Source organism: Pseudactinotalea sp. HY160 (genome assembly GCF_009372055.1).
Taxonomy (GTDB): domain Bacteria; phylum Actinomycetota; class Actinomycetes; order Actinomycetales; family Beutenbergiaceae; genus HY158.
The window spans coordinates 156256-179574 of the sequence record NZ_WHMT01000001.1 but is presented as its reverse complement, the minus strand read 5'-3'; the positions used below and the strand labels follow the sequence as shown (position 1 = coordinate 179574).

Annotated in this window: 24 protein-coding genes and 1 pseudogene; 10 read left to right on the top strand and 15 right to left on the bottom strand. The window is 71.3% G+C overall.

Features of this window, described 5'->3' with window-relative positions; translation table 11 throughout:
- Positions 1 to 10 precede the first annotated feature (10 nt).
- Positions 11 to 394, bottom strand: a complete 384-nt coding sequence (locus tag GCG21_RS00755) for a cold-shock protein (RefSeq protein ID WP_153877292.1) — start codon at positions 392 to 394, stop codon at positions 11 to 13.
- A gap of 166 nt (positions 395 to 560) precedes the next feature.
- Here GCG21_RS00755 and GCG21_RS00750 point away from each other — a divergent pair, with 166 nt between their 5' ends.
- Positions 561 to 2816 (top strand): helicase-associated domain-containing protein, encoded by a 2256-nt coding sequence (locus GCG21_RS00750; protein ID WP_152817379.1) that lies wholly within the window; start codon positions 561 to 563, stop codon positions 2814 to 2816.
- 84 nt (positions 2817 to 2900) lie between these two features.
- Here the strand turns inward: GCG21_RS00750 and GCG21_RS00745 are convergent, their stop codons facing one another.
- From GCG21_RS00745 to GCG21_RS00735, 3 genes are all read right to left on the bottom strand, one after another.
- Complete coding sequence (locus tag GCG21_RS00745; RefSeq protein ID WP_370517178.1) at positions 2901 to 3185, bottom strand: type II toxin-antitoxin system RelE/ParE family toxin; 285 nt, start codon at positions 3183 to 3185, stop codon at positions 2901 to 2903.
- Positions 3182 to 3448 carry a type II toxin-antitoxin system Phd/YefM family antitoxin gene (locus GCG21_RS00740; protein WP_152817378.1) on the bottom strand — a complete coding sequence of 89 codons (267 nt, stop codon included), beginning with the start codon at positions 3446 to 3448 and terminating at the stop codon, positions 3182 to 3184. Before GCG21_RS00740 ends, GCG21_RS00745 begins: the two co-directional genes overlap by 4 nt.
- A 91-nt stretch (positions 3449 to 3539) precedes the next feature.
- Complete coding sequence (locus GCG21_RS00735) at positions 3540 to 5222, bottom strand: DUF885 domain-containing protein (protein ID WP_152817377.1); 1683 nt, start codon at positions 5220 to 5222, stop codon at positions 3540 to 3542.
- Between the two features lie 123 nt (positions 5223 to 5345).
- Here GCG21_RS00735 and GCG21_RS00730 point away from each other — a divergent pair, with 123 nt between their 5' ends.
- Both GCG21_RS00730 and GCG21_RS00725 read left to right on the top strand, forming a co-directional pair.
- The gene (locus tag GCG21_RS00730; protein WP_152817376.1) at positions 5346 to 6626 is read left to right on the top strand and encodes a GNAT family N-acetyltransferase; all 1281 of its coding nucleotides are present in this window, start codon (positions 5346 to 5348) and stop codon (positions 6624 to 6626) included.
- Between the two features lie 76 nt (positions 6627 to 6702).
- Complete coding sequence (locus tag GCG21_RS00725) at positions 6703 to 8352, top strand: DNA repair helicase XPB (protein ID WP_152817375.1); 1650 nt, start codon at positions 6703 to 6705, stop codon at positions 8350 to 8352.
- A 6-nt stretch (positions 8353 to 8358) separates the two neighbouring features.
- Here the strand turns inward: GCG21_RS00725 and GCG21_RS00720 are convergent, their stop codons facing one another.
- Positions 8359 to 9060, bottom strand: a complete 702-nt coding sequence (locus GCG21_RS00720) for a type 1 glutamine amidotransferase (RefSeq protein ID WP_370517177.1) — start codon at positions 9058 to 9060, stop codon at positions 8359 to 8361.
- Positions 9061 to 9185: 125 nt separating this feature from the next.
- Here GCG21_RS00720 and GCG21_RS00715 point away from each other — a divergent pair, with 125 nt between their 5' ends.
- Positions 9186 to 9746, top strand: coding sequence for an NYN domain-containing protein (locus tag GCG21_RS00715; RefSeq protein ID WP_152817374.1), 561 nt, complete (start codon positions 9186 to 9188; stop codon positions 9744 to 9746).
- An 18-nt stretch (positions 9747 to 9764) separates the two neighbouring features.
- Here the strand turns inward: GCG21_RS00715 and GCG21_RS00710 are convergent, their stop codons facing one another.
- From GCG21_RS00710 to GCG21_RS00695, 5 genes are all read right to left on the bottom strand, one after another.
- Entirely contained in the window at positions 9765 to 10697 is a 933-nt protein-coding gene (locus tag GCG21_RS00710) for a hypothetical protein (RefSeq protein WP_152817373.1), read from the bottom strand.
- 138 nt (positions 10698 to 10835) lie between these two features.
- Complete coding sequence (locus GCG21_RS00705) at positions 10836 to 11468, bottom strand: ABC transporter ATP-binding protein (RefSeq protein ID WP_194164869.1); 633 nt, start codon at positions 11466 to 11468, stop codon at positions 10836 to 10838.
- On the bottom strand, positions 11462 to 12544 hold the full coding sequence (locus GCG21_RS16040) for a hypothetical protein (protein ID WP_194164868.1): 1083 nt from the start codon (positions 12542 to 12544) through the stop codon (positions 11462 to 11464). Before GCG21_RS16040 ends, GCG21_RS00705 begins: the two co-directional genes overlap by 7 nt.
- 61 nt (positions 12545 to 12605) lie before the next feature.
- The gene (locus tag GCG21_RS00700; RefSeq protein ID WP_152817371.1) at positions 12606 to 13232 is read right to left on the bottom strand and encodes a hypothetical protein; all 627 of its coding nucleotides are present in this window, start codon (positions 13230 to 13232) and stop codon (positions 12606 to 12608) included.
- A complete protein-coding gene (locus GCG21_RS00695) occupies positions 13229 to 13606 on the bottom strand; it encodes a hypothetical protein (protein ID WP_152817370.1) in 378 nt (125 codons plus the stop codon). Before GCG21_RS00695 ends, GCG21_RS00700 begins: the two co-directional genes overlap by 4 nt.
- 175 nt (positions 13607 to 13781) lie before the next feature.
- Here GCG21_RS00695 and GCG21_RS00690 point away from each other — a divergent pair, with 175 nt between their 5' ends.
- Together GCG21_RS00690 and GCG21_RS00685 are read left to right on the top strand one after the other, a co-directional pair.
- Positions 13782 to 14483 (top strand): response regulator transcription factor, encoded by a 702-nt coding sequence (locus GCG21_RS00690; protein WP_152817369.1) that lies wholly within the window; start codon positions 13782 to 13784, stop codon positions 14481 to 14483.
- A 66-nt stretch (positions 14484 to 14549) separates the two neighbouring features.
- Positions 14550 to 16019, top strand: coding sequence for a HAMP domain-containing sensor histidine kinase (locus tag GCG21_RS00685; RefSeq protein WP_152817368.1), 1470 nt, complete (start codon positions 14550 to 14552; stop codon positions 16017 to 16019).
- A 14-nt stretch (positions 16020 to 16033) separates the two neighbouring features.
- Here the strand turns inward: GCG21_RS00685 and GCG21_RS16485 are convergent, their stop codons facing one another.
- The 4 genes and pseudogenes from GCG21_RS16485 to GCG21_RS00670 all read right to left on the bottom strand — a co-directional run bounded on the left by GCG21_RS16485 (position 16034) and on the right by GCG21_RS00670 (position 19151).
- Positions 16034 to 16939: an ABC transporter ATP-binding protein gene (locus GCG21_RS16485; protein WP_370517224.1), complete on the bottom strand. Its 906-nt coding sequence runs from the start codon at positions 16937 to 16939 to the stop codon at positions 16034 to 16036.
- Between the two features lie 198 nt (positions 16940 to 17137).
- Positions 17138 to 17881: pseudogene (locus tag GCG21_RS16480) on the bottom strand (ABC transporter permease); the annotation flags it as partial.
- A gap of 101 nt (positions 17882 to 17982) precedes the next feature.
- The gene (gene modA, locus GCG21_RS00675; protein WP_152817366.1) at positions 17983 to 18750 is read right to left on the bottom strand and encodes a molybdate ABC transporter substrate-binding protein; all 768 of its coding nucleotides are present in this window, start codon (positions 18748 to 18750) and stop codon (positions 17983 to 17985) included.
- Between the two features lie 8 nt (positions 18751 to 18758).
- Positions 18759 to 19151 (bottom strand): molybdopterin-binding protein, encoded by a 393-nt coding sequence (locus GCG21_RS00670; protein ID WP_152817365.1) that lies wholly within the window; start codon positions 19149 to 19151, stop codon positions 18759 to 18761.
- 148 nt (positions 19152 to 19299) lie between these two features.
- Between GCG21_RS00670 and GCG21_RS16925 the strand changes: the two genes are divergently transcribed.
- Positions 19300 to 19428, top strand: a complete 129-nt coding sequence (locus GCG21_RS16925; protein WP_255471573.1) for a hypothetical protein — start codon at positions 19300 to 19302, stop codon at positions 19426 to 19428.
- A 42-nt stretch (positions 19429 to 19470) separates the two neighbouring features.
- On the opposite strand, the gene GCG21_RS00665 is transcribed toward GCG21_RS16925, so the two are convergent.
- Positions 19471 to 20265, bottom strand: a complete 795-nt coding sequence (locus GCG21_RS00665; protein ID WP_152817364.1) for an IclR family transcriptional regulator — start codon at positions 20263 to 20265, stop codon at positions 19471 to 19473.
- A 228-nt stretch (positions 20266 to 20493) separates the two neighbouring features.
- On the opposite strand from GCG21_RS00665, the gene GCG21_RS00660 reads away from it, so the two are divergent.
- From GCG21_RS00660 to GCG21_RS00650, 3 genes are read left to right on the top strand one after another with little or no spacing between them, the layout of a single operon-like run.
- On the top strand, positions 20494 to 21300 hold the full coding sequence (locus GCG21_RS00660) for an SDR family oxidoreductase (protein ID WP_152817363.1): 807 nt from the start codon (positions 20494 to 20496) through the stop codon (positions 21298 to 21300).
- A gap of 23 nt (positions 21301 to 21323) precedes the next feature.
- On the top strand, positions 21324 to 22337 hold the full coding sequence (locus GCG21_RS00655; protein ID WP_152817362.1) for an L-idonate 5-dehydrogenase: 1014 nt from the start codon (positions 21324 to 21326) through the stop codon (positions 22335 to 22337).
- Positions 22338 to 22379: 42 nt separating this feature from the next.
- Positions 22380 to 23261: an NAD(P)-dependent oxidoreductase gene (locus GCG21_RS00650; RefSeq protein ID WP_152817361.1), complete on the top strand. Its 882-nt coding sequence runs from the start codon at positions 22380 to 22382 to the stop codon at positions 23259 to 23261.
- The last annotated feature ends 58 nt before the right edge of the window (positions 23262 to 23319 follow it).

Here is a 23319-nt window from a genome sequence, read left to right as displayed (position 1 = left end):
ATGGTTTCGCTCACGCGTCGAATTCGTCGGCCACGGCCCGCAGGACCGAGGCGATCTTGGTGGCCTCCGCCCGTTCGGGGTAGCGGCCCGAACGGAGCCGGCCCCCGGAACGGTCGAGGAGGGTGATGAGGTCCTCGACGATGGGAACCATCTGATCGGCCGGCTTGCGTCGAGCGCGGCTGACCGAGGGCCCCTCGTCGAGAACGGTGACCGCCAGGGCCTGGGGGCCACGGCGACCGTCGGCCACCCCGAATTCCACCCGGGCACCGGGGCGGGGGGCGGGAGTGTCGGCGGGCAGCGCGGAGGCGTGCAGGAACACTTCGCTTCCGTCGTCGGAGGCGATGAAGCCGAAGCCGCGATCGGCATCGTAGAACTTGACCTTGCCGCTGGGCACGCGAATCCCTCTGCTCTCGAAACGATCGGCACGCACGCGCGCGACCGGCCCCGCGGGCCGACACCCATAGGCTACCCGTCCAGGCTCCACCCGGGCGACCCCGTCCGGGCGGCACCGTCCACCCTCGCCCGGCCGGCCGGTTCCCCGCCGCCGCTAGCATGGATCCGTGCGCACCGATCTGATGCGGCGGCTGCGGGCGGCCTCCGATGGGGAACTCACGGCCCTGGTGCACGCCCGGCAGGACCTGGCCACACCCCAGCCCTCCTCGACCGCGGCCCTGGCGGTGCGGGCACTGAGCCCGGCCTCCGTCCACCGGGCGCTCGGCCGGCTTCCGGCACCGCCCCTGCGCGCCGCCGAGGCGCTCGCCATCGGGCGGATCCCGGCCGCCCCCGCGGAGCTCGCGGGCGCACTCGGCACCTCCACGGCCGAGGCGTCCGACCGGCTCGGCGAACTCACCCGGCTCGCACTCGTGCTCGACGAGGAGCTCGTGCCCGCCGCGGCCGAGGCGCTCCGGGGCACGCCGTGGCACCGGCTCACCCTCGGTCTCGGGCCGGCCGTCACGGATGTGGCGCCCGACCCGGGGCTCGTTCCCGCGACGCCGGCGGCCCTCACCGCGATCCTCGCCGGCGCGCCCCCCGCGGCGGCGGCGATGGTGCGCTCCCTCGCCCGCGGCCCGGCCACGGGCTCACATCCCGAGGGGGAGGTCCCGGATGCGGTCACCTGGCTCCTCGCCCATCACGTGCTCGCCCGGATCAGCCCGACCCAGGTGGTGCTGCCGCGGGAGGTGGGCCTGGCCGTCCGCGCGCCGCACGTGGCCACCGCCGCTCCCCCGGCCCCGCCGACCCCGGCCGGCGCGGAGCGCATGGCGGCGATGGTGACCGCCGAGGCGCTCGAGGCGGCCGGCGCGTTCCTGCGCCGGATCGGCGGTCTGCTCGACCTGTGGGGCGAGGAACCGGCCACGGTGCTTCGCTCCGGCGGACTCGGGGTGCGGGAGCTGCGCGCCGCCGCGGCCCGGCTCGAGAGCTCGTCGGCGCGGCCGCAGGACCTCGGCCGATTCGCGCTGGCCGTTCAGGTGGCCGACGCCGCCGGCCTGATCGGGATCCACGCGGGCCTCGACGCCGACGGCTGGGCGCCGACGCTCCGGGCCGGCGGCTGGGCGGGGTCGTCCCCGGGGGAGCAGTGGGCCGCGTGCGTGCGGGCATGGCTCGAGCAGACGCAGGTGTCGTGGCTCGTGGGGAGCGCGGGCAACACGGCCCGGCGCACCGGCATCCGGGCCGCGCTCACCCCCGAGGTCGACCGCGCCTGGGCGCCCGCGCTGCGCCGGCAGGTGCTCGAGGCGCTCGCCGCCTGGCCGGACTCCCACGCCCCCGCGCTCACGGACCTCACCGCCCACCTCGCCTGGCATTCGCCCCGGTCGGCGCCGCCCGCGGAGACGGTCGCCGCCGTGTGCGCCGAGGCCGCCGAGCTGGGCCTCGTGGCCGCCGGTGCACTCACGGTGCTCGGGCGGGCCGTGCTGGAGCCCCCGGGCCGGGGCGGGGCCGGGCCGGACGCGCTCGCCGCCGCCTGGGCGCGGGTGGCGCCCGCTCCCGTGGACGAGCTGATCATCCAGGGAGACCTCACCGGCATCGTGCCCGGACCGCCGAGCCGGGAGCTGGGCGAGCTGGTCGAGCTCGCCGCGCTGACGGAGAGCCACGGCCAGGGCCTCACCGTGCGGTTCACCCCCGGATCGGTGGCCGCGGCGCTCGAGCGCGGCCTGTCGGCGGAGGAGCTCCTCGAGCGGCTGCGCGCCCGGAGTCGTACGCCGCTGCCGCAGGCGCTCGAGTATCTGATCGAGGACGCCGGCCGTCGCCACGGCTCGATCCGTGTCGGGGCCGTGGGCTGCTACGTGCGCGCGAGTGCGCCGGCCCTCGCCGAGCTCGTCGCCGACCCGCGGCTCGGCCTGCGGCTGCTCGCGCCGACCGTCGCCGTGAGCACGCTCGGGGAGGCGGCCGTGCTGGGCCTGCTGCGCGAGGCGGGGGCGGCGGCCCGGCCCGAGTCCGCCAGTGGCGAGCTCCTCCCCGACGCCCGCACCGCGGTGCGGGCCACGCGGACCCGGCGACGAGCCGAGGCCGCGGCGCCGGTGCCGGCCGAACAGGTCGTGACCCGGCTGCGCGAGGGCGATGCCCGGGAGGAGGCGGTTCTCGCCGGGGAGTTCGACGCCGCGGGCGACTCCGTCACGGCGGACCAACTGGAACTGCTCCGGGTCGCCGCCGCGCACGGGCGCCACGTCCGCATCGCCGTGGCCGCCGATCGGGGCCGCATCGACGAACGCACGGTGCGGGTACTGAGCGTCGACGGCGGCAGGATCCGGCTCCTCGACGTGACCCGCGACGCCGAGATCGTGCTCGCGGTGCACCGGCTCATCCGGGTCGACCCAGCCTGAACCGGCCTTGCCCAGGTGCACCCGATGTCGACCGGCGTTTCCCGCCCGCGCCGACACTCTCGGCCCTCGGACGGGAGCGCCTGCTCAGCGTGCCCGATACGCGTCTCGCCTGTGCTCGATCCGTAGGACGACGACGTCGTGGTCGGCGTCGTTGATGCGATAGAGCACGCGATACGTTCCTCGTCGCGCCGAGTAGATGCCGGCGAGTTCGCCGCGAAGGGGCGTGCCGACCCTCCGAGGGTTCCGCACGAGCGCTCCGGTGGCGAACTCGAGGACGGCGGTCGCGACCGCCTCGGGCAAGGCCTGCTGGATCGCCCGAACCGCTGGTGGCGTCAGCACCAATTCGAACGGTGCCTCCTCCTCGTTCACCGCCGCAGGGCACGAGCCGCGTCGGCGCCGCGAACGACCTCTCCGGCCGCGTAGGCCGCATCGGCCTCGCGAATATCGGCCAGTGCCTGCGGGTCACTCAGTACGGCCAAGGTCTCCTCGAGTGCGGCCAGGTCGTCGGGACTGATGATGACCGCTGCGGGTCGCCCGTTGCGCGTGACCGTCACGCGTTCGTGCTCGTGCTGGACGCGGTCGACGACGTCGCTGAAGCGGTTGCGGATATCACGAAGGGGCCCGGTAGACATGTACACAATTGTGGCTACAGCACGCGACCAGCGCAAGGGCCCCTCGCGAATGACCGCCGCCTGCTGTCCGCATCCGCGGCGCCGGCCCCTGCTAATGCCGGTGGCCCGCGACCTGCCGACCGACCGCCGCCCGCAGCGTGTCGAGCCCGACGCCGCCCATGTCGAGGATCTTCCGGTGATAGTCCTTGAAGTCGAAGCCGGCCCCCTCGACCTCCTGCACGTCGGCACGCAGCTCGTCGAAGATGCGCTGACCCACCTTGTAGGAGGGCGCCTGGCCGGGCCAGCCGAAGTACCGGTTCACCTCGAACTGCACGAACTTGTCGTCCATGTTCACGTTCTCGCGCATGAACTCGAGCGCGTAGTCGTAGGTCCAGCGACCCTCGCCGTCCGGGCGGACCTTGCCCAGGTGCACCCCGATGTCGAGCACCACCCGGGCCGCGCGCATCCGCTGCCCGTCGAGCATGCCGAGCCGATCGCCCGGGTCGCTCAGATAGCCGAGCTCGTCCATGAGGCGCTCGGCGTACAGCGCCCACCCCTCCGCGTGCCCGGACGTGCCCGCCGCCCGGCGCCACGAGTTGAGCTGCTCGCGGTTGTAGACCGCCTGCCCGAGCTGCAGATGGTGTCCGGGCACGCCCTCGTGGTACACGGTGGTCTTCTCGCGCCACGTGTTGAACTCCGTCACCCCCTCGGGCACGGCCCACCACATCTGCCCCGGGCGGGAGAAGTCGTCCGAGGGCGGGGTGTAGTAGATCTCCCCGGACGTCGTCGGCGCGATCATGCACTCGAGGGTCCGCACCGGTGCGGGGATGTCGAAGTGCTCCCGGCCGAGGGCGTCGATCGCCTCGTCCGCCGTGGCCTGCATCCACTCCCGCAGCGCGCGGGTGCCGTGCAGCCGGCGGGCGGGATCGGAGTCCAGGTGGGCGATCGCCTCGGCCACGGTCCCCCCGGGCACGATCCGACCGGCGATCTCCTCCTGTTCGGCGCGCATCCGCGCGAGCTCGGCCAGCCCCCATTCGTACGTCTCGTCGAGCTCCACGGTCGCGCCGAGGAAGCGGCGCAGCTGCAGGTCGTACAGGTCGCGTCCCACGCCGTCGTTCGGCGTCGCCCCGGGGAGCAGTTCCTCGCGCAGGAACTGGGCGAACTCGGCGTACGCGCCCGTGGCCGCCGCCGCTCCGCGCTCGAGGTCGGCCCGCAGCCCCGCGCCGACGAGCCCGGCGGACGGCGCGATGAACCGCCCGAAGTAGCCCTCGCCGTCGAGGTAGTCGGTGAGCGTGGCGGCGACGATCTCGGCCTGCCGGCGCGCGGGCGTGTTGTGCTCGGCGATCCCCTCCCGCAGCGTGGTCAGGTAGCCGGCCATCGCGCCTGGAACCCCCGCGAGCCGGCCGGCGACGACGGCCCAGTCCTCCTCGGTCGCCCTGGGCAGCAGGTCGAAGCTCTGCCGGATCTCCTGGGAGGGGCTCGCGAGGTTGTTCAGGTCACGCTGATCCCACTTGGCCTCGAGCACCTCGAGCCGCAGGCCCAGGTCGCGGGCGAGCTCGATCTTCGTGACCCAGTCGACCTCGTCCTTCACCTCGATCCCGACGAGCTCGGCCCGGGTGCGGGTGAACAGCGCCCGCTCGGCCTCGCGCCCGGCCGGGGACAGGTCGGTGAACGCGGTGCGGTCGCCCGCGAGCCCGAGGTAGATCCGCAGCTCCGGCTGCAGCTCGGCCAGGGAGAGGAGGAAGCGTTCACACAGGGCATCGATGGGCGTGGAGGTCCGCGACTCAACAGGCATGACCCCAGGCTATCCGCCGCACTTCGGCGCCGATAGGACCCAGGTCCGCCTCCGGGCGGGCGATCGCGCACCGTGCACCGGAATTCCATTGCCCCGCCCGCCGGGCCTCGCCAGACTGGGCCCATGACCGTGCCCGCACCGTACAGATTCGTCCGGCTCGGCCCCGAGCGCCGGCGGGAGGTCGTGGGCCTGGACACGATGGTCTTCCCCACCGGCACGAGCCTCGAGGACCAGCTCACCGCGCCCGATCCGCTCACGTGGGAGCGCACGTGGGGAATCGAATCGGGTCCCGAACCCGGCGGCCCGCTCGCCGCGATCCATTCGACCCACCCGCTCGCGGCCTACCCCGTGCCCGGCGGACACGCCCGCTGCGGCTGGCTCACGTGGGTCGGCGTGCATCCGGGGCATCGGCGCCGGGGACTGCTCCGGGCGATGATCGCCCGGCACCTGGCCGGCTGCGTCGAGGCGGGCGAGGTGGTCTCCGGGCTCACGGCCGCCGAGCCGGCGATCTACGGCCGCTTCGGCTACGGCCTGGCCACCCGCCACCTCGAGTTGACCATCCCGCGCGCCGCCGAGCTGCGCCCGCTGCCCGGCCCGGCCGCGCGCGAGGCCGCGGAGCTGACCGTCGAGATCGCCGACTGGGACCCCGCGGTGCACGCCGACCTCGTGTCCGGGGTGCATCGCGAGCACGGCCGCCGGGGCCTGGGGCGTCCGGGCTGGGCCACGTGGGAGACCCCGGCGCTGGCGGCCTCCCGCGCCGCCGACACCCCCGCCCTGCGCGGCGGTCTCGAGGCCCGCAAGGTCGTGCTCGTGCGCGGCGCGGAGGTGCGCGCCTATGCCACGTTCCGCCGCTCGCTCGCCTGGGAGGCGGCCGGCCCGACCGGGGTCGTGCGCGTGGGCGGGGCGGTCGGCCTCGACCCCGCCGCGACCCACCGGCTGTGGCGGGTGCTCCTCGACCTCGACCTCATGACGACGATCCGCACGCCGATGCTCGCGCTCGACGATCCGCTGCTCGAATGGCTGCTCGACCTGCGCCGTTGCAGCCCGACCTACCAGGACAACTCCTGGCTGCGCCTCGTCGACGTGCCCGGGGCGCTCACGGCGCGCACGCTCGCGGGCGACGTGGACGTCGTCCTCGAGCTGACCGACGACCTCCTGCCCGCGAGCGCCGGGCGCTGGCGGCTGCGCGGGCGCGCGTGGGACCACCCCGAGGTCACGCGTACGGACGACGCAGCTCACCTCTCGCTCGACGTGCGCGAGCTGAGCGCGGCGTACCTGGGCGGGACGTCGCTCGCGGCGCTCGCGCGCGCCGGGCTCGTCGCGGCGGCGGACCCGGGGGCGCTCGCGGCGGCGTCGACGGCGCTGTCGTGGCCCGTCGCGCCCGTGGTCGACTGGATCTTCTGAGGGCCGGGGCCGAGGCGCGTCCGGGGGTGTGCGATCACTCACCCGGCGCGTGGGCGGAGGCTGAGACAATGGGCGGATGACCACCGGCCCGCTCATCGTCCAGTCCGACAAGACCCTCCTGCTCGAGGTCGACCACCCGGATGCGGGCGCCTGCCGGCGGGCGATCGCGCCGTTCGCGGAGTTGGAACGGGCGCCCGAGCACATCCACACCTACCGGCTCACGCCGCTGGGGCTGTGGAACGCGCGGGCCGCGGGCTTCGACGCCGAGCACGTGGTCGACGCCCTCATCACGTATTCGCGCTATCCGGTGCCGCATTCGCTGCTCGTCGACGTCGCGGAGACCATGTCCCGCTACGGCCGGCTCCAGCTCGTGGCCCATCCCACCCACGGCCTCGTGCTGCACGCGGTGGAGGTGGCGGTGCTCACCGAGGTGCTGCGGTCCAAGCGGATGGCGGGCCTCGTGGGCGAGCGGATCGATGAGGTGAGCGTCGCGGTGCACCCGAGCCAGCGGGGCCACCTCAAGCAGGTGCTCGTCAAGCTCGGCTGGCCCGCGGAGGATCTCGCGGGCTACGTCGACGGCGAAGCGCACGCGATCGGCCTCGTGACCGACACGTGGGCGCTGCGGCCCTACCAGGAGGAGGCGGTCGAGGGGTTCTGGCACGGCGGCTCCGGCGTCGTCGTGCTTCCCTGCGGGGCGGGCAAGACCATCGTGGGCGCGGCGGCGATGGCCCGGGCGGAGGCGACCACCCTCATCCTCGTGACGAACACGGTCTCGGCGCGGCAGTGGCGCGACGAGCTGCTCCGGCGCACCACCCTGACCTCCGACGAGATCGGCGAGTACTCCGGTGCCCGCAAGGAGATCCGGCCCGTGACGATCGCGACCTATCAGGTGCTCACGACCCGCCGCAAGGGCGTCTACACCCACCTCGACCTGCTCGACGCCCGCGACTGGGGCCTCATCCTCTACGACGAGGTGCACCTGCTTCCCGCCCCGATCTTCCGGATGACGGCGGACTTGCAGGCCCGGCGCCGGCTCGGGCTCACGGCCACGCTCGTGCGCGAGGACGGCCGGGAGGACGAGGTGTTCTCGCTCATCGGCCCGAAGCGCTACGACGCCCCGTGGAAGGACATCGAGGCGCAGGGCTATATCGCGCCGGCGGACTGCGTCGAGGTGCGCCTCGATCTGCCCCAGGGCGAACGGATGGTCTACGCGAGCGCGGAGCCCGAGGAGAAGTACCGCCTCGCCGCCTCCGCGCCGGGCAAGGTGCGGGTGGTCGAGCAGCTCGTGGCGGCCCATCCACACGATCAGGTACTCGTGATCGGCCAGTACATCGACCAGCTCGAGGAGCTCTCGGGTCATCTCGAGGCCCCGCTCATCACGGGGGCCACGACCGTTAAGCAACGCCAGGAGCTGTTCGAGGAGTTCCGCACCGGCCGGATCCGGGTGCTCGTCGTGAGCAAGGTGGCGAACTTCTCGATCGACCTGCCCGAGGCGGCGGTCGCGATCCAGGTCTCGGGCACGTTCGGCTCCCGGCAGGAGGAGGCCCAGCGACTCGGCCGCATCATGCGCCCGAAGAAGGACGGGCGCACCGCCCACTTCTACACGGTCGTCGCCCGCGACACGGTGGACGCGGACTTCGCCGCCCACCGGCAGCGGTTCCTCGCCGAGCAGGGCTACGCCTACCGGATCATGGACGCCGGCACCTCGCCCGGGCAGCCGGGCTGAGGTCGGTCAGTTCGCCAGGTGGAGCGGCTCGGTGGCCAGGAGGCCGGCCGTGAGGCTCTCGAGGAGCGCGGTGAGGGAGTCGGCGTGGGCGGCCCACTCGGCGCGGGCGGCGCTCGGGTCGGCGCCCGTCTTGCGCTCGAGCCAGCCGGCGTACGTGCCGGCGTCGGCCTCGGGGTGGAACTGCACGCCGAGCGCCGAGCCGATGCGGAACGCCTGGAACGGGTACTGGGTCGAGCTCGCGAGCCACGTCGCCTTGGGGGGCAGGTCGGTGATCGCGTCCGCGTGCATGGTCACGACCGGGAGGTCGCGGCCGAGGCGCTCGGCCACGCGCCCGAGCACCGGGTCCTGGGCGGCGTCCGGGCGGAGGCGGATCTCGACGATCCCGTTCTCGGGGCCGCTCGGGGCGTCCACCTCGACCGCGCCGCCGGTGGCGACGGCGAGCAGCTGCGCCCCGAGGCAGATCCCGAGGGTGGGCACGCCGGCGTCGACGGCCTGCGTGAGCAGCTGGGCCACGGGCGCGAGGGCCTTGTCGTAGGCGGAGGACTCCCCGCCCAGGACCACCAGGTGGGAGATCGAGGTGAGCGGAGGCAGGAACTCGCCCTCACCGAAGCGGATGATCCGCGCATCCGGGAGGGTCTGAGTGAGCAGCGCCGCCGGCGCGCTCGCGTCCAACTGAACGATCGTGGGAATTGCAGTCGATTCAAACACGGGTGCACGGTACTCCACGTACCTGATAGTTCCTAATCCCGGTGACGGCCGGCGCCACCGGTGCGTCCGGGGCGGCGAACGGCGCCGTGACGCCGGTGAGCGGCCGGGTGGCTACGCTGGAGCCCATGAGCCGGCCAACCTACGTCCTCGTCGACGGTGAGAACATCGATGCAACGCTCGGGATGAGCGTGCTGGGCCATCGCCCGGCGCCGGAGGAACGGCCCCGGTGGGACCGGATCCTCGAGTTCGCCCACCGGATCTGGGCGCAGGACGTGCGGGGGCTCTTCTTCCTCAACGCCTCGAACGGGCAGATGCCGATGTCGTTCGTGCAGGCCCTGCTCGCCCTCGACTTCCACCCCATCCCACTCTCGGGCAGCAAGGACGAGTCGGTCGTCGACATCGGCATCCAGCGCACCCTCGAGGCCCTGCACGATCGCCCGGGCGACGTCCTGCTCGTGAGCCACGACGGCGACTTCGTTCCCCAGGTGGAATCGCTGCTCGGCACGGACCGGCGCATGGGCGTGGTCTGCTTCCGCGAGTTCGTCTCGGCCAAGCTCTCGGAGCTGACCGAGCGCGGGCTGCGCATCTACGATCTCGAGGACGACGTCGCCGCGTTCAACGCGCCCCTTCCCCGTGTGCGCATCATCCCGCTCGCCTCCTTCGACCCGGCACGCTTCCTCGACTGATCTCGACCGGCCGCGACACTACGCCGATTTCATCGCCCGCTGGATCGAGATCGAGCCGGCCAGCACGGCCTGAACCACGACTCCGGCAACAAGCACGGCCACGACCTGCACAATCTCGAGCGTGACCGCGTCGAGGGCCAGGCGGCTCCACGTCGCCGTGGTCATGAGCGCGAGGCTGCTCGCCCCACCTGTGACGACCGCGAGGGCGGGAAGCCGTTCCGTCACAACGAGTGTCGCCATCCCCGCGCGGCCGACGCCCAAGGCACGGTAGACGGCGAAGTCGCGACGGCGCACCAGCAGCTCGCACACCAGGAGCACGCCGTAGAGCCCTGCGGCGATGCTCGGCACCCAGGTGATACCCGTGGTGGTGCGGTAACCCTCCATGATCTCGCGCGAGTCCGTCGAATCTGCGATCAACGGTGTCACGATCACGTTCTCGGATCGGCCGAACCACCAGAGCAACTCTTCCTCGACGGACCGGCGCGAGCCGTAGGAGGACTCCACCAGGCACTCGCGCACTCGATCACCGCCGGTAGGTGGAGCGGGGGTGGCTACGCCGGAGACGAGCGCGGGAACGCGCGCGGAGGATATGGCGACCCCGGTGAGCGGGATGTCGTCGATGCGTCCGGAATCGTGCCGCAGCGAAATGAGCGAGCCGGAATTCCAGCCGTACTGCTCGGAGAGCAGGCGTGACGCCACTGCGCCGCGGACGACCACCTCCCGCCAGGCGATGCGCAATAGCCCGGGGGTGACGATCACAAGACTGGTGGATTCGTGGCCGTATCCCTCGATGCCCACCCGATCGCTGTGCAGCACTCCTCCGGCTCCGATGACACCGGCCAGCCCGGACGCGGCATCACAGCGCATTGCGTCGACCCCTCCGGGCTCCAGCGCAACAACTCGGAGGATCGCACCGCCCTCAGCGTCATTCCTTGCGATCTCGTTCGACACGTCGGTCGCCGCCCGGGCGGACCAGCCGAGCGCACCGCCGATGAGTACGATCCCGACCAACGTGACGAGGAACTGCGTTGGAAGCGTGGCGGTGACGTTCGCCCAGCCTTCTCGTACGATCTCACGCAGCCGCATGGACTACGCACCCCTGGCGGTCGAGGCACGCACTCGTCCATCGCGGATAGCGATTCGCACGTCTGCGCAGCCGGCGACATATGGATCGTGGGTCGCCACGACGACGGCTACCCGATCGCGTGTCAGGTCGACCATCGCATCCACCACGCCGTCCGACGCCGAACGATCCAGGGACGCGGTCGGTTCGTCTGCGAGGAGGATCTCGGCTCCCGACTCCAGCGCGCGGGCGAGGCTGACCCGCTGGCGTTCTCCGCCGGAGAGCAGGCGAACCCGCGCACTCATCTTGTCGGCGAGACCGAACCGTTCGAGGGTCGAGGCAGCAGAGTGCACCGCAGCGTCGCGATCCAACCCGCGGGCGAGGCCGCCGAGGGCGACATTCTCGAGGGCACTGCGCTGGAGGAGTGACGGCGCGCTCTGAAACGCCCACGAGATCCGGGGTCGACCCGCTCCGACGAGCACGGCGCCTGCGGCATTTGGTGTGGTCAGGCCGCCAAGGATTCCCAGTAGGGTCGTCTTTCCGGCACCAGAGGGCCCAAGCAGCGCGATGAACTCTCCTGCGTTGACTGTGAGTGAGACGTCGTCCAGAACGAGCCGCCCACCAAGGCGGTGACTCACCCGCTCGGCCTGGATCAGCATGTGACTCGGTCGGTTTGACCGGGCCGAGACACGACCCACGTACCCTCGGACAGATCGCCGCTGCGGACCGCGACTCCCCCGAGCGTGTAGCCCGTGATCGTGACCCGAACGGGCGTCGTGCTTCCTCCCTGCGCGGCCGTGGCACGGATCATGCATTGATTCCCGCGGGTGTCGACATAGATTGCACCCGCCGGGGCGAGGACCGATCCGACGCTCGGCGGCGTGACGATTCGTACGGCCGTCGACACGTCACCGGGCTGAGATGCCGAGGTGACGGCGCCTATCGAGGCATCCGTCACGTTGCCCGAATCATCGATGTCGAGCTTGGTACCGTCCGGTAGTTCGACATGTGAATCCGGAGGGATCGGCATCGCCGTAGCCATACTGTCGTCGGCCCTTCCGTTGCCCGCGGCGGAGCCTGCTTCCAGCGATCCATCGTCAGCGTGTGGGGCCGATTCGGCGTCCACGAGGGTCGCGGATTCGACAGATGGCCGCAGCCCTACGATCTCGGCGTCGATTGCGACTGCATCACCCACACCGGTGTGAACGCTCTCCACCGTCTCACCGTCGCTGGGAAGGAAGGCGATCCACGTCGGATCGAACGTCCCGCCCCCTCGGCCGCCCCCCAGTCTGTGGTCGAGCGCCTTGATTCCGCGGACGGTCCTCGCCGTGACGACGTCACCCGGGCTCGACTCGAGCCCCATCGTCGCAAGCATCTCGTTCAGCGCCGCAGCGTCACTCCCATCGTCCAGGTACGACAGCGGCCGAAAGAACGGCACCTCCGCCGCGAACGCTACGATCGTGCGATTATTCACCAGGAGCATCTCGGTGCCGTTCTCGAGCACGTCACCAGGAGCAACGAGCACCTCCTGCACACGTCCGGCCGCGGGTGAGAGAACGCTGTGGGGAACCTCCCATCGCAGCGCGAGGGCCGCCGGCGCTGTCACAGCCTCAACCCATTCCACCAGCTGCACACGATCCATCTGCACTTCGGCGGGCGCGATGCGCGTTGCGGCGTCATGTGCTTGCAGCCACATGAGCACCGGTGCAGCGAGCCACAACGCGACGACGATCACCCCGAGTGCAGCTCGCCTTCGCCGGGCGCCTGCATCCGTTCGCATCGAAGTCCGTTCGGCGTCAGAATTCGACACCGTACCCCGTGACCTCGGGAAACTTTTCGGTCATCGCCTCGACAGCACACTCGCTGACCGTCTCGAATTGCTTGTACGTCGGATCTTCCGCCAGAAAGAGGCCACGCAGTGTCGATGCTTCGGGATCGTAATCGACCCCGACGCGGTCGAGGCACGCGTGGATCGGGACGATCAGCTTAGGGTTGATCTCCGCAGGGTTCGTCTCCTGATACCAGGACTGTGGAGTTTCGAGATATTCCCTGTCACATCGAATCGACTCGCTCCACCCATCCTCTTCGCTCAATGAATTGTAATGGACCATGTAGCTGTACGTGAGGGAGTCGAGAGGATTGATCGCGACGTTTCGAAGGGACATGCCCGCGGCCTCAATGCAGGACTGGTAGCGACTGAACACGAATTCGTAGTCCTCTCGGTCGATCACGCCGTCCTCGAAAACTCTTGCGACCTCGGGATCTCCACCAGATTGCAGAAATGACTCCCCGGCCAGCCGGAGCGCGCCCGGATCGTCAGGTCGGGGTCCTCCCTCCGCCCCGGCGGAGCACGCCGCGAGCACGAACATCCAACTCATCACCACCGCAGCCAGGATGTACTCGCCTGGATGGCGGCGATTCACGAGTTGAACCAGGACCAGCCGAGAGCCCCATCCGCATACCAAGCATGCTGGCCGCCGAGTGCGGCAGAATTGTATCCCGCCGTGGCGAGCGCGTAGTCATGATTCGACACCACCGAACTGCGTCCCCACGTGTATCGCACGGCCGCGCGATACTTCGGCGAGGTAAGGATGCACCCACCTCCTCCACCACTCGACGCCTTCGCAGTCGAGCCCGAGTACCAACTGCTACCCACGAAGCCACCCCAGCACTGAACCGGAGAGTAGTTGAACGTCTGACTGGACCACGCTTGCGCGGGCCCGGTTACCGCAACGGTCAATCCGGCTGCAAGCGCGATCGACGCAATCAGCGCACCAGCCCTCTTCTTGAAAGACATCTTCATCTCCTCCTGCTACTCAAGATGGCCCCGACGCCATTGGCGATCAACCATACAAGTCGAAAGCGATCCTGTCTGGCGATCGAACGCTCGACCCCGGCGCCGACAGGACGAGGTCAGGCATCTCCCAGGAACCTCCCAACCGATCCCCAGGACGGGAGCGCATACTGGTGCCATGTCTGAGGCCAAGCTGCTCGTAGTGGACGACGAACCGAACATCCGCGAACTGCTCGCGGCATCGCTGCGGTTCAACGGATTCGAGGTCGACACCGCCGGTGACGGCCAGACGGCGCTGCGCCGCGCCCTCGAGTCGAGCCCCGACCTCGTGGTGCTCGACGTGATGCTCCCGGATATGGACGGCTTCACGATCACGCGCAAGCTGCGCGAGCAGGGCAAGCACATGCCGGTCGTGTTCCTCACCGCCCGGGACGGCACGTCCGACAAGGTCGCGGGCCTGACGGTCGGCGGCGACGACTACGTGACCAAGCCGTTCAGCCTCGACGAGGTGATCGCCCGCATCCGCGCCGTGCTGCGCCGGGCCCGGGCCACCGCCGGCGAGGACGATTCGGTCGTGCGCGTGGGCGACCTGGAGCTCGATGACGACGCCCACGAGGTGCGCCGCGGCGGGCAGCTCGTGGAGCTCTCCCCCACCGAGTTCACGCTGCTGCGCTACCTCATGCTCAACGCCGGCCGGGTGCTGAGCAAGTCCCAGATCCTCGACCACGTGTGGGCCTACAACTGGGGCGGCGACGGCGCGATCGTCGAGTCCTACATCTCCTACCTGCGTCGCAAGATCGATGCCCCCTTCGCCCCGGACTCCCCACCGCTCATCCACACCAAGCGTGGCGTGGGCTACGTCCTGCGCGAGCAGGCCTGACCCGGACCGCCGGACCCGACGGAGGCGCGTCCGCGTGAGCCGAGTCGCTGACGTAGGGTCTGGGGCATGACGGTCTGGCGACGCCTCTCGCTGCGGGCCCGGCTCTCGGCGATCACCGCGGCGCTCGTGCTCATCGCCCTCGGAATCTCCTCGGGTGCCGCGATCATGCTGCTGCGCAGCTCGCTCGTCCAGCAGTCCGACCTGCAACTGCGTGCCGCCACCGATCCGCTCACCGCGGCCGCCCTTTCCCAGTGGGCACCGGACCCGAGCCTGAGCGCGATCCGTCCGACCGACTACTTCTTCGAGTTCTGGGACCTTCAGGGTTCGGAGATCGGTCGCTCCTACGCGACGACCACGGGAATGGCGCAGCCGGAGCTGCCGACCCTCGACCGCCTCCTCGACCTCGCCTCCGAGAACCAGTACGCCACGGTCGGCTCCGTCTCCCCGTCGACCACTCAGTGGCGCATCCGCGCCTTCCCGATCTACAAGAAGTCGGATCAGGAACTGGTCGCGTGGGGCGTCGTCGCGCTGCCGCTCACGTCGGTCAACCGCACGATCGAGGCGATGACGCGCACGGTCCTCATCGTGGGCGCGGGGGTCATGGTGCTCACCGCACTGGTGGGCTCGCTCGTGATGGAGCGCTCGCTGCGCGCGCTGCGGCGGATGGACCGGACCGCCCAGGCGGTGGCCGCCGGGGACCTGAGCCAACGGGTCGAGGTGCACGATCCGCACACGGAGGTGGGCCGGCTCGCCAGCACCTTCAACACGATGGTGACCAACCTCGAGCACTCCTTCGCCGAGCAGGAGGCGAGCGAGGCGCGGATGCGCCAGTTCGTCTCCGACGCCTCGCACGAGCTGCGCACGCCGCTCGCCTCGATCCGGGGCTACGGGGAGCTGTACCGGATGGGCGCGGTGCCGCCGGAGGAGGTCGCGGCCACGATGGGTCGGATGGAGAACGAGGCCGCCCGGATGGGCGCGCTCGTGGCCGACCTCCTCGCCCTCACCCGGCTCGACGAGCGGCAGGGGCTCGCGCTGGCGCCGGTCGACCTCGTGACCATCGCCCGCGACGGCGTGGCCGATCTCGGGGCCCTCGATCCCACCCGGCCGGCGGAGCTCAAGGCCTCCGAGCCCGTGATCGTGCCCGCCGACGAGAACAAGATCCGCCAGGTGGTGATGAACCTCATCGGCAACACCGTGCAGCACACTCCCCCGGGCACGGCCGTCGACGTCGAGGTGCGCTGGGCCGACGACCGCACCGCCATGATCCGGATCGTCGACCACGGCCCCGGCATCTCCGAGGCCGACTCCCGGCGGGTGTTCGAACGGTTCTACCGGCCCGACTCCGCCCGCGCGCGCACCCACGGCGGTTCCGGGCTGGGCCTCGCGATCGTGGCCACGATCATCGCCGCCCACGGTGGCCGGGTCTTCCACGAACCCACCCCCGGCGGTGGGGCGACGATGGTCGTGCTCCTGCCGACCCGCCCGCCTGGAAGCGGTCCGGCAGCCCCGCCGCCGGCGGCGGCCCACCCGGAGTAGCCGGCCCGCCCGGCTCAGGCGCCCGTGCCCCGAACCGACAGGTGCACCCGGCCGCCCGGACGGAAGCCGGCCCCCGCGGCCGCCGGAACGTCCGCGGCGAGGTGAGCCCCGTCGTCCATGATCAGCCGCACCCGCACCCCGCTCGCGGCCGCCTCGGTGGCCAGCACGCGCGCGGCCCATCGGCCCGGGCCGGGTTCGGCATGCAGCGCGAGGTCCGCCGGCCGGATCCGCAGGAGGTCGCCGGTGGCCGGATCGGTGAGCAGGTTGACGCCGGCGAGCGCGGCCGCGAACGGCGTGCGCGGGCGTTCGACGACGCGCAGGGTCGGGCCGGATTCGACGATCCGCCCGGCCGCGAGCACCGCGACCTCGTCGGCGAGCACGATCGCGTCGAGGAGGTCGTGGGTGACGACGACCGCGGTGACGCCGGTGCGGCGGATCTCGTCGGCGAGCAGGAGTCGGATCTGCGGGGCCGTGGCCACGTCGAGGGCGGCGAGCGGCTCGTCGAGGAGGAGGAGCCCGGGACGGGTGGCCAGCGCCCGGGCGAGCGCCACCCGCTGCTGCTGACCGCCGGAGAGCTCCCGGGGGCGGCGGTGATCGGTGCCGGGCAGGCCGACGCGCTCGAGCCAGTCGGCCGCCTCCGCCCGGGCCGCCCGGGCCGGGATGCCCCGCGCGCGCGGCCCGAACGCGATGTTCTCGACCGCGCTCAGATGCGGGAAGAGCAGGGCGTCCTGCGTGAGCGTGCCGATCCGGCGCTCCTCCGCCGGGACGACGCGGGGCCGCCCTCCCCCGCGGCTCAGTTCGCGCGCACCCACGCGGATCGTTCCCCGGTCCGGGGTGAGGGTGCCGCCGATGAGGTCGAGCAGGGTGGACTTGCCGGCGCCGTTCGCGCCGACGACCGCCAGGGTGCGCCCCGCGGGCACGTCGAGTGTCGCCTCGAGCGTGAAGGTGCCGCGGGTGTGGGCGAGGTCGAGCGTGAGGACGGCGCCCGAGTCGCCGTGCGCGGGCGTCGCCGCGGGCTCGGGGGTCGTGGGCGGGAGGTGCGCTGCGTCGTCGCTGATCGGGCGGGCGCGACGCGACGGGCGGGCGCCGCCGAACAGGCGCGGGCCCGTGGGGAAGGCGAGGATGACCACGAGGGAGGTGGCGATGAGCAGGACGGACAGCGCCAAGGCGGCCTGCCGGCTCACGCCCGCGCCGTTGAACGCGGTGTAGATCGCCATCGGGATGGTCTGGGTGACGCCGGGCTTGTTGCCGGCGAACAGCGCGGTGGCGCCGAACTCGCCGACGGCACGGGCGAAGCACAGCACGATTCCCGCGAGCAGGCCGGGGGCCACGAGCGGCAGCGTGATGCGGGTGAGCACGCGCCAGCGGCCCGCGCCGAGGCCCGCGGCGACCCGCTCGTAGTCCGTGCCGACGCTGCGCAGCGCCCCCTCGACGGAGATGACGAGGAAGGGCATGGCCACGAACGTCTGGGCGAACACGACGGCGGCGGGGGTGAACGGGATGCTCACCCCGACCGATTCGAGCGCCGGACCGAACAGGCCGGTGCGCCCGAGCACGGCGAGCAGGGCGACCCCGCCCACGAGCGGCGGCAGCACGAGCGGGAGGGTGACGATCGTGCGGAGCACGGTGGCCCGGCGCGGCGCGGCGCGGGCGATGAGCAGCGCGAGCGGCACGCCGAGCACCAGGCAGCAGAGCGTCGCGACGGCCCCGGTGCGCACGGACAGTCCCAGGGCCGCGAGGGTGACCGGATCGGTCACGTCGGCGATGAAGCGGCCCCATTCGACCTTCGGCAGCAGCGCGAGCAGCGGAACGAGCACGAACGCGAGCCCGGCGAGGGCCGGCACGAGCACGAAGGCCGGCAGCCCGCGCCGCGGCCGCGCCCCGGAGCCTGCGCGACCGGAACCCGCGCGACCGGAGACCGCGCGCCGGCCGGCGGCGCCCCCGGCGAGGATCGGCCCCCGGGTCACGGCGCGCCGAAGCCGTGCTCTGCCAGGATCTCCCGGCCGGCGTCGGAGAGCACGTAGTCGGCGAATGCGCGTGCCGCGGGATCGGACGTCAGGGTGAGGATCGGGTAGGTGTTGACGATCGGATCGCCGGCGGGGACCACGGCCTCGAGCTCGCCCGCGCGGTCGGCGACGTCCGTCGCGTACACGAGCCCCGCGTCCACCTCGCCGGAGGCGACCCGCCGGACCACCGCGGTGACGTTCTGCTCGAGGCTCACCGCGTCCGCTTCGAACCCGCGCTGGGCGAACAGGCGCCCGGCGGCGGCGCCGCACGGCACCTCGGGGGCGCAGATCGCGTAGGTGCGGCCCGCGAGGTCGGGCAGGTCCTCGATGCCGTGGGGGTTGCCCGCGGGCACCGCGATCACGAGGGTGTTCGTGGCGAAGTCGACCGGGTCGCCGGTCGGCAGGTCGGAGTCGAGCAGCGTGGCCATCGTGGCCTGGTCGGCCGTGGCGAGGACGTCGGCCCGGGCCCCCTCGATGAGCTGGGTCACGAGGGTGGAGGAGCCGTCGTAGGTTGCGGGCTCGATCGTCACGTCCGGGTGGTCGGCCCCGAACGCCTCGAGGAGGTCGTCGAAGGCGGCCCCGAGGGAGGCGGCGGCGAACACGGTCAGGGTGTCGGTCGGCGCGGGCTCCTCGGCGACACCGCCTGGGCCGCTGGATCCGCCGGGGCCGCCGCACGCGGCGAGGGTCAGGGCGGCGGTCAGCAGCACCGGGGGGAGCAGCCGCATCGGGGTCCTCATCGCTCGGGGGTCTCGACGATCACGGTGGTGGCCTTGACGACGGCGGTGGCCAGGGAGCCGATCTCGAGCCCGAGATCGCGCACCGCCTCGGCCGACATGAGCGAGACCACGCGGAAGGGGCCGCACTGGAGGTCGACCTGGGCCATCACCTCGTCGGACCGGATCGAGGTGACGAGGCCGACGAACCGGTTCCGAGCGCTCGAGCGTCCGCTCGCCTCCGGGGCGCGCGCGAGCTCCTGGGCCCATGCGGCGAGCGCGGCGCCCTCGATCGCCGCCCGCCCGGACTCGTCGTGCACGGAGGTGAGCCGGCCGCCGTCGATCCACCGGCGCACGGTGTCGTCGGAGACCCCGAGCAGCCGCGCCGCCTCACTGATCCGATAATGCGTCATGATTCGAGAGCATAGTCCGTAGATGCGGGACAGTTCACCACGTGGCTCCGCATTCGCCGGTCCGGCGAGGCGCCGCGCCGAATGGCACCCCTGAACCACTGACGCGCGGGCCGACGCCGCGCTACGGTCGACGCGTGAGGAGGTAGCGATGTCGACACCAGCCGACCCCCCGGACCACCACGACGACCTGCCGATGCTCGAGCCGGACGAGACGATCCCCCCGAGGCCCGAGGAGGAGATCGCCGACCTGCTGCGCGCCGAGCCGGACGAGCACTGACCCGGCCCGCTCCGACGGCGCCGCCCTGGGCGGGCCGACGCGTCACTCCAGATACGCCGGCTGCATGGGATTCTCGAGGAGTCGCTTGAGGTCGAGCAGTTCACTGACCAGTTCCGCGCGCTGCTCGTCCGTGGTCACCGCAGTGATGAACGTGCAGCCGATCGCGAGCGGCGGCGCCGCACTCGAGCGCGGCGGGACTCGGACGGCGATGCCGGAGATGCCGGGGTGCACCTCGTTCTCGTCCACGGCATAGCCGCGCTCACGGACGGCGGCGAGCTTCGCCTTGAGATCGTCGAGAGTTCGCACACTCTGCCCCGTACGACGAGGGAACGCGGCCGGATCCTGGAACAGCCCGTCGATCTCGGCATCCGGGAGGGCCGCCAAGAGGACGTTCCCGACCGCGGTCGGCGCCGAGGGAAACCGCTCCCCGATGGTCGCCGTCAGGCGCAGTGGCGCATGCCCCTCGCGGCGCGCCAGATAGACGACGTCTGAACCGTCGAGCATCGCAATCTGCACGACCTCCATGGAGAGCGCGGGCGAGGCACTACAGAAGTCGTAGAACTCGCGCACCTCATTGAACGTTCGCAGGTAGGCGCCGCCGAACTCGACCGTCCGATGCCCCAGGGCGTACCCACCTTCGACGCGTCGGATGAGTCCCGCCGCGTCGAGCACGCCGCACAGGTTCGACGTGGACGACTTCGCGGCACCGAGGGTCCGTGCGATGTCGCTCAGAGTGACCGGCCGCCCGGACGCGTCCGCGAGCACCTCCAGTATCCGGATCCCACGAGTCAGCGCGGGCGCGAGGTCGCGCTCGCGGTTTTCGATAGCGCGGGGCATGACCCTCCTACGGTCGTCGGTGCGAGAGGGCGCTGACGACACCGCCTCACGTGCTGATCGTGCAGACCCAGCGCGCCCATCCGCGCCTCAGCACTGGGTCGAGGCCGACGATACCTGCTGGCACTCACCCGCACGGTAACAATTTGGGTACAGTCTATTGAACTTCGTTCCATAGCGTGTACTCTGATCGCGAGATCAACGAACACCCGCTCATCGAGGAGGTCGGGAATGGCGCAGCACACGAACGGACGCGGACCGGAACTCGGCACGGACCCGTTCAACATCACAGGCAGGCTCGCTCTCGTCACCGGATCATCGAGGGGACTTGGACTTGCGTTGGCCTCCGGGCTGGCGAAGGCGGGTGCAACGGTCGTCTTGCACGGGCGGGACCCTGGCACACTCGATCGAGCGAGCGAGCGTCTCAGCCGATTGACCGGCGGCGCGCCCGCACCCACGGTGTCGTTCGACATCACCGATGTGGAGTCCACCCAGGCCGGCATAGCCTCCGTCATCACTGAGCACGGCGTCCCGGACATTCTGGTGAACAACGCCGGCGTGCAGCGGCGCGCCCCGTTCAACGAGTTCGATCCGGTGGACTGGGACACCGTCATCGCGACGAACCTTTCGAGCGCGTTCTATGTCTCGCAGCCGATCACCCGCGCGATGGCGCAGCGCGGCAGTGGCAAGGTCATCAACATCGGGTCGGTGCAGAGTCTGCTCGGGCGTCAGACCATCGCGCCGTACACGGCATCCAAGGGCGGCCTCGCGATGTTGACCAAGGGCATGGCCGCGGACCTCGCCCGCTTCAACATCCAGGTCAATGCGATCTCGCCGGGATATTTCAAGACGGAGATGAACGCCGCCCTCGTGGCCGACGACGACTTCAACGCATGGGTCCTCGCCCGCACCCCGGCACAGCGATGGGGCCTTCCCGAGGAGTTGGTCGGCACGCTCGTCTACCTCGCCTCCGACGCCTCACGCTTCGTCTCCGGCCAGAACATCTTCGTCGACGGCGGCATGACGGCCGTCGTCTAGCGCTCACGTCGAAGGGAGCCAGCATGCGTGCCGTCATCATCCACGGTAAGGAATCACTCGAGGTGGCCGACTTACCGGCCCCGGACCCGCAACCCGGGCAGGTTCGCATCCGGACCTCGTTCGTCGGGATCTGCGGATCCGACCTGCACTATTACTACGATGGCGCAAACGGCGCATTCAAGGTTCGGGAACCGCTCATCCCCGGCCATGAGGTGTCCGGGGTGGTCGACCTCGATCCCTCAGGACGGCTCACGCCCGGCACGCCGGTCACCGTGCACCCGGCCACCTTCGGGACGTCTCAGCTCGGCATCGAAGACCACCCACACCTGTGGCCGGGTGGCTCCTACCTGGGCAGCGCGTCCACGTGGCCCCACACCCAGGGCGCCATGTCCGAATTCCTCGTGGTCGCTGCATCGATGATCCGGACACTGCCGGAGGGTCTCCCCCTCGCGCGGGCCGCGCTGGCCGAACCGCTGGCCGTCGGCCTCCACGGCATCAACCAGGCCGGCCGGATCGACGGTCAGCGGGTACTCGTCGCCGGGGCCGGTCCCATCGGACTGCTCACCACGGCTGCGGCGATCGCGAAGGGAGCACGCGAGGTCACGGTCACAGATGTGCTGCCCGGACCACTCGAGCGCGCTCTCGCCCTCGGGGCCACGCACGTACTCGATGCGAGCTCGAGCGAACTCCCCGCAGAGTCCTATGACGTGGTCCTCGAGTGCTCCGGTGCACCTGCGTCCATCAACAGCGGACTCCGCGCAGCGCGCCGGGCCGGCTCCTATGTACAACTCGGCATGGTTCCGGACGAGCCTCGCAAGATCAACCTGGCGCCGATGATCTCCAAGGAACTGGTCGTGCACGGATCGTTCCGGTTCAACGACGAAATCGACGCCGCAGTCGGGCTCCTCACCAGCGACGCGTCGATCGAGCCGGTCATCACCCACAGGTTCCCGGTGGAATCGGCCCTGGCCGCGTTCGCCGTCGCGAAGGATTCCCAGGCATCGGGCAAGGTCCTCGTCGGCTTCGACGACCTCTGAGCCCAGTACGCCTCGTTCAGCATCGACCGGAGAAATAGCCCTATGGACGACTACACCTCGCTCGGCATCATCGGCCTCGGTGCGATGGGCACTCCCATGGCCCATCGTCTCCTCGACGCCGGACGGACCGTGACCATCACGGCCCGACGCCCACGCCCGGACCTCGTCGAGGCGGGCGCGATCTGGGCCGATACGCCCCGTCTGCTCGGCGCGTCCTGCGACATCGTGCTCCTCATGCTGCCGGACCTGCCCCAGGTGGAGGAGGTCCTTACCGGACCCGACGGACTCCTCGCCGACACCAACGAGCTGCTCCTGCTGATCGGCTCGACCTCCTCGGCCACAGGGGTGCGCGACCTCGACCGCCGGCTACGAGAGCGATCAGGTGACCGGATTCGGACGGTCGACTGCCCGGTCTCCGGCGGGGAGGACGGCGCGGCGGCCGGAACCCTATCGATCATGCTCGGCGGGACCGAGGAGGACGCGCGCTACGCCGCTGCCGCCCTGGCCCCGTGTGGGAACCCGGTCCACCTCGGCCCCCTCGGCGCCGGCCAGGTCGCCAAAGCATGCAACCAGATGGTCGTCGCGGCCACGATCCTGGCCCTCGGCGAGGCCAGTGTGCTGGCCTCGCGGTCCGGCCTCGACCTGGCACGGATGTGGGCCCTCCTGGGCGGGGGCTACGCGGGCGGCACCCTCTTGGAGTCCCGCAAGGAGAAGATCGTGACTGCGGACTATTCACCGTCCGGAGTGGCGAAGTACATGACAAAGGATCTCGCATTCGCCACCGAGATCGCGGGAGCAACCGACACCAACACGGCCCTACTTCCCGCCCTGTCCACCGCATTCGGCGAACTGGTCGATCAGGGCCACGGGGAGGAGGACATCGCAGTGACACGCAAGTTCATCGAGGACCGCTCCCCGCGCTAGCGCCCCGCACGAACACACGCCCCGACTCCACCACGCGTGGAGGCTATCGAAGGAGATG

Excerpts from the sequence above, each read along its gene's own strand:
- GCG21_RS00740 (WP_152817378.1), bottom strand. The coding sequence starts at position 3,448 with ATGTCTACCGGGCCCCTTCGTGATATCCGCAACCGCTTCAGCGACGTC.
- GCG21_RS00735 (WP_152817377.1), bottom strand. The coding sequence starts at position 5,222 with ATGCCTGTTGAGTCGCGGACCTCCACGCCCATCGATGCCCTGTGTGAA.
- GCG21_RS00730 (WP_152817376.1), top strand. The coding sequence starts at position 5,346 with ATGACCGTGCCCGCACCGTACAGATTCGTCCGGCTCGGCCCCGAGCGC.
- GCG21_RS00725 (WP_152817375.1), top strand. The coding sequence starts at position 6,703 with ATGACCACCGGCCCGCTCATCGTCCAGTCCGACAAGACCCTCCTGCTC.
- GCG21_RS00715 (WP_152817374.1), top strand. The coding sequence starts at position 9,186 with ATGAGCCGGCCAACCTACGTCCTCGTCGACGGTGAGAACATCGATGCA.
- GCG21_RS00705 (WP_194164869.1), bottom strand. The coding sequence starts at position 11,468 with ATGCTGATCCAGGCCGAGCGGGTGAGTCACCGCCTTGGTGGGCGGCTC.
- GCG21_RS00695 (WP_152817370.1), bottom strand. The coding sequence starts at position 13,606 with ATGTCTTTCAAGAAGAGGGCTGGTGCGCTGATTGCGTCGATCGCGCTT.
- GCG21_RS00690 (WP_152817369.1), top strand. The coding sequence starts at position 13,782 with ATGTCTGAGGCCAAGCTGCTCGTAGTGGACGACGAACCGAACATCCGC.
- GCG21_RS00685 (WP_152817368.1), top strand. The coding sequence starts at position 14,550 with ATGACGGTCTGGCGACGCCTCTCGCTGCGGGCCCGGCTCTCGGCGATC.
- modA (WP_152817366.1), bottom strand. The coding sequence starts at position 18,750 with ATGCGGCTGCTCCCCCCGGTGCTGCTGACCGCCGCCCTGACCCTCGCC.
- GCG21_RS00670 (WP_152817365.1), bottom strand. The coding sequence starts at position 19,151 with ATGACGCATTATCGGATCAGTGAGGCGGCGCGGCTGCTCGGGGTCTCC.
- GCG21_RS16925 (WP_255471573.1), top strand. The coding sequence starts at position 19,300 with ATGTCGACACCAGCCGACCCCCCGGACCACCACGACGACCTGCCGATG.
- GCG21_RS00665 (WP_152817364.1), bottom strand. The coding sequence starts at position 20,265 with ATGCCCCGCGCTATCGAAAACCGCGAGCGCGACCTCGCGCCCGCGCTG.
- GCG21_RS00660 (WP_152817363.1), top strand. The coding sequence starts at position 20,494 with ATGGCGCAGCACACGAACGGACGCGGACCGGAACTCGGCACGGACCCG.
- GCG21_RS00655 (WP_152817362.1), top strand. The coding sequence starts at position 21,324 with ATGCGTGCCGTCATCATCCACGGTAAGGAATCACTCGAGGTGGCCGAC.
- GCG21_RS00650 (WP_152817361.1), top strand. The coding sequence starts at position 22,380 with ATGGACGACTACACCTCGCTCGGCATCATCGGCCTCGGTGCGATGGGC.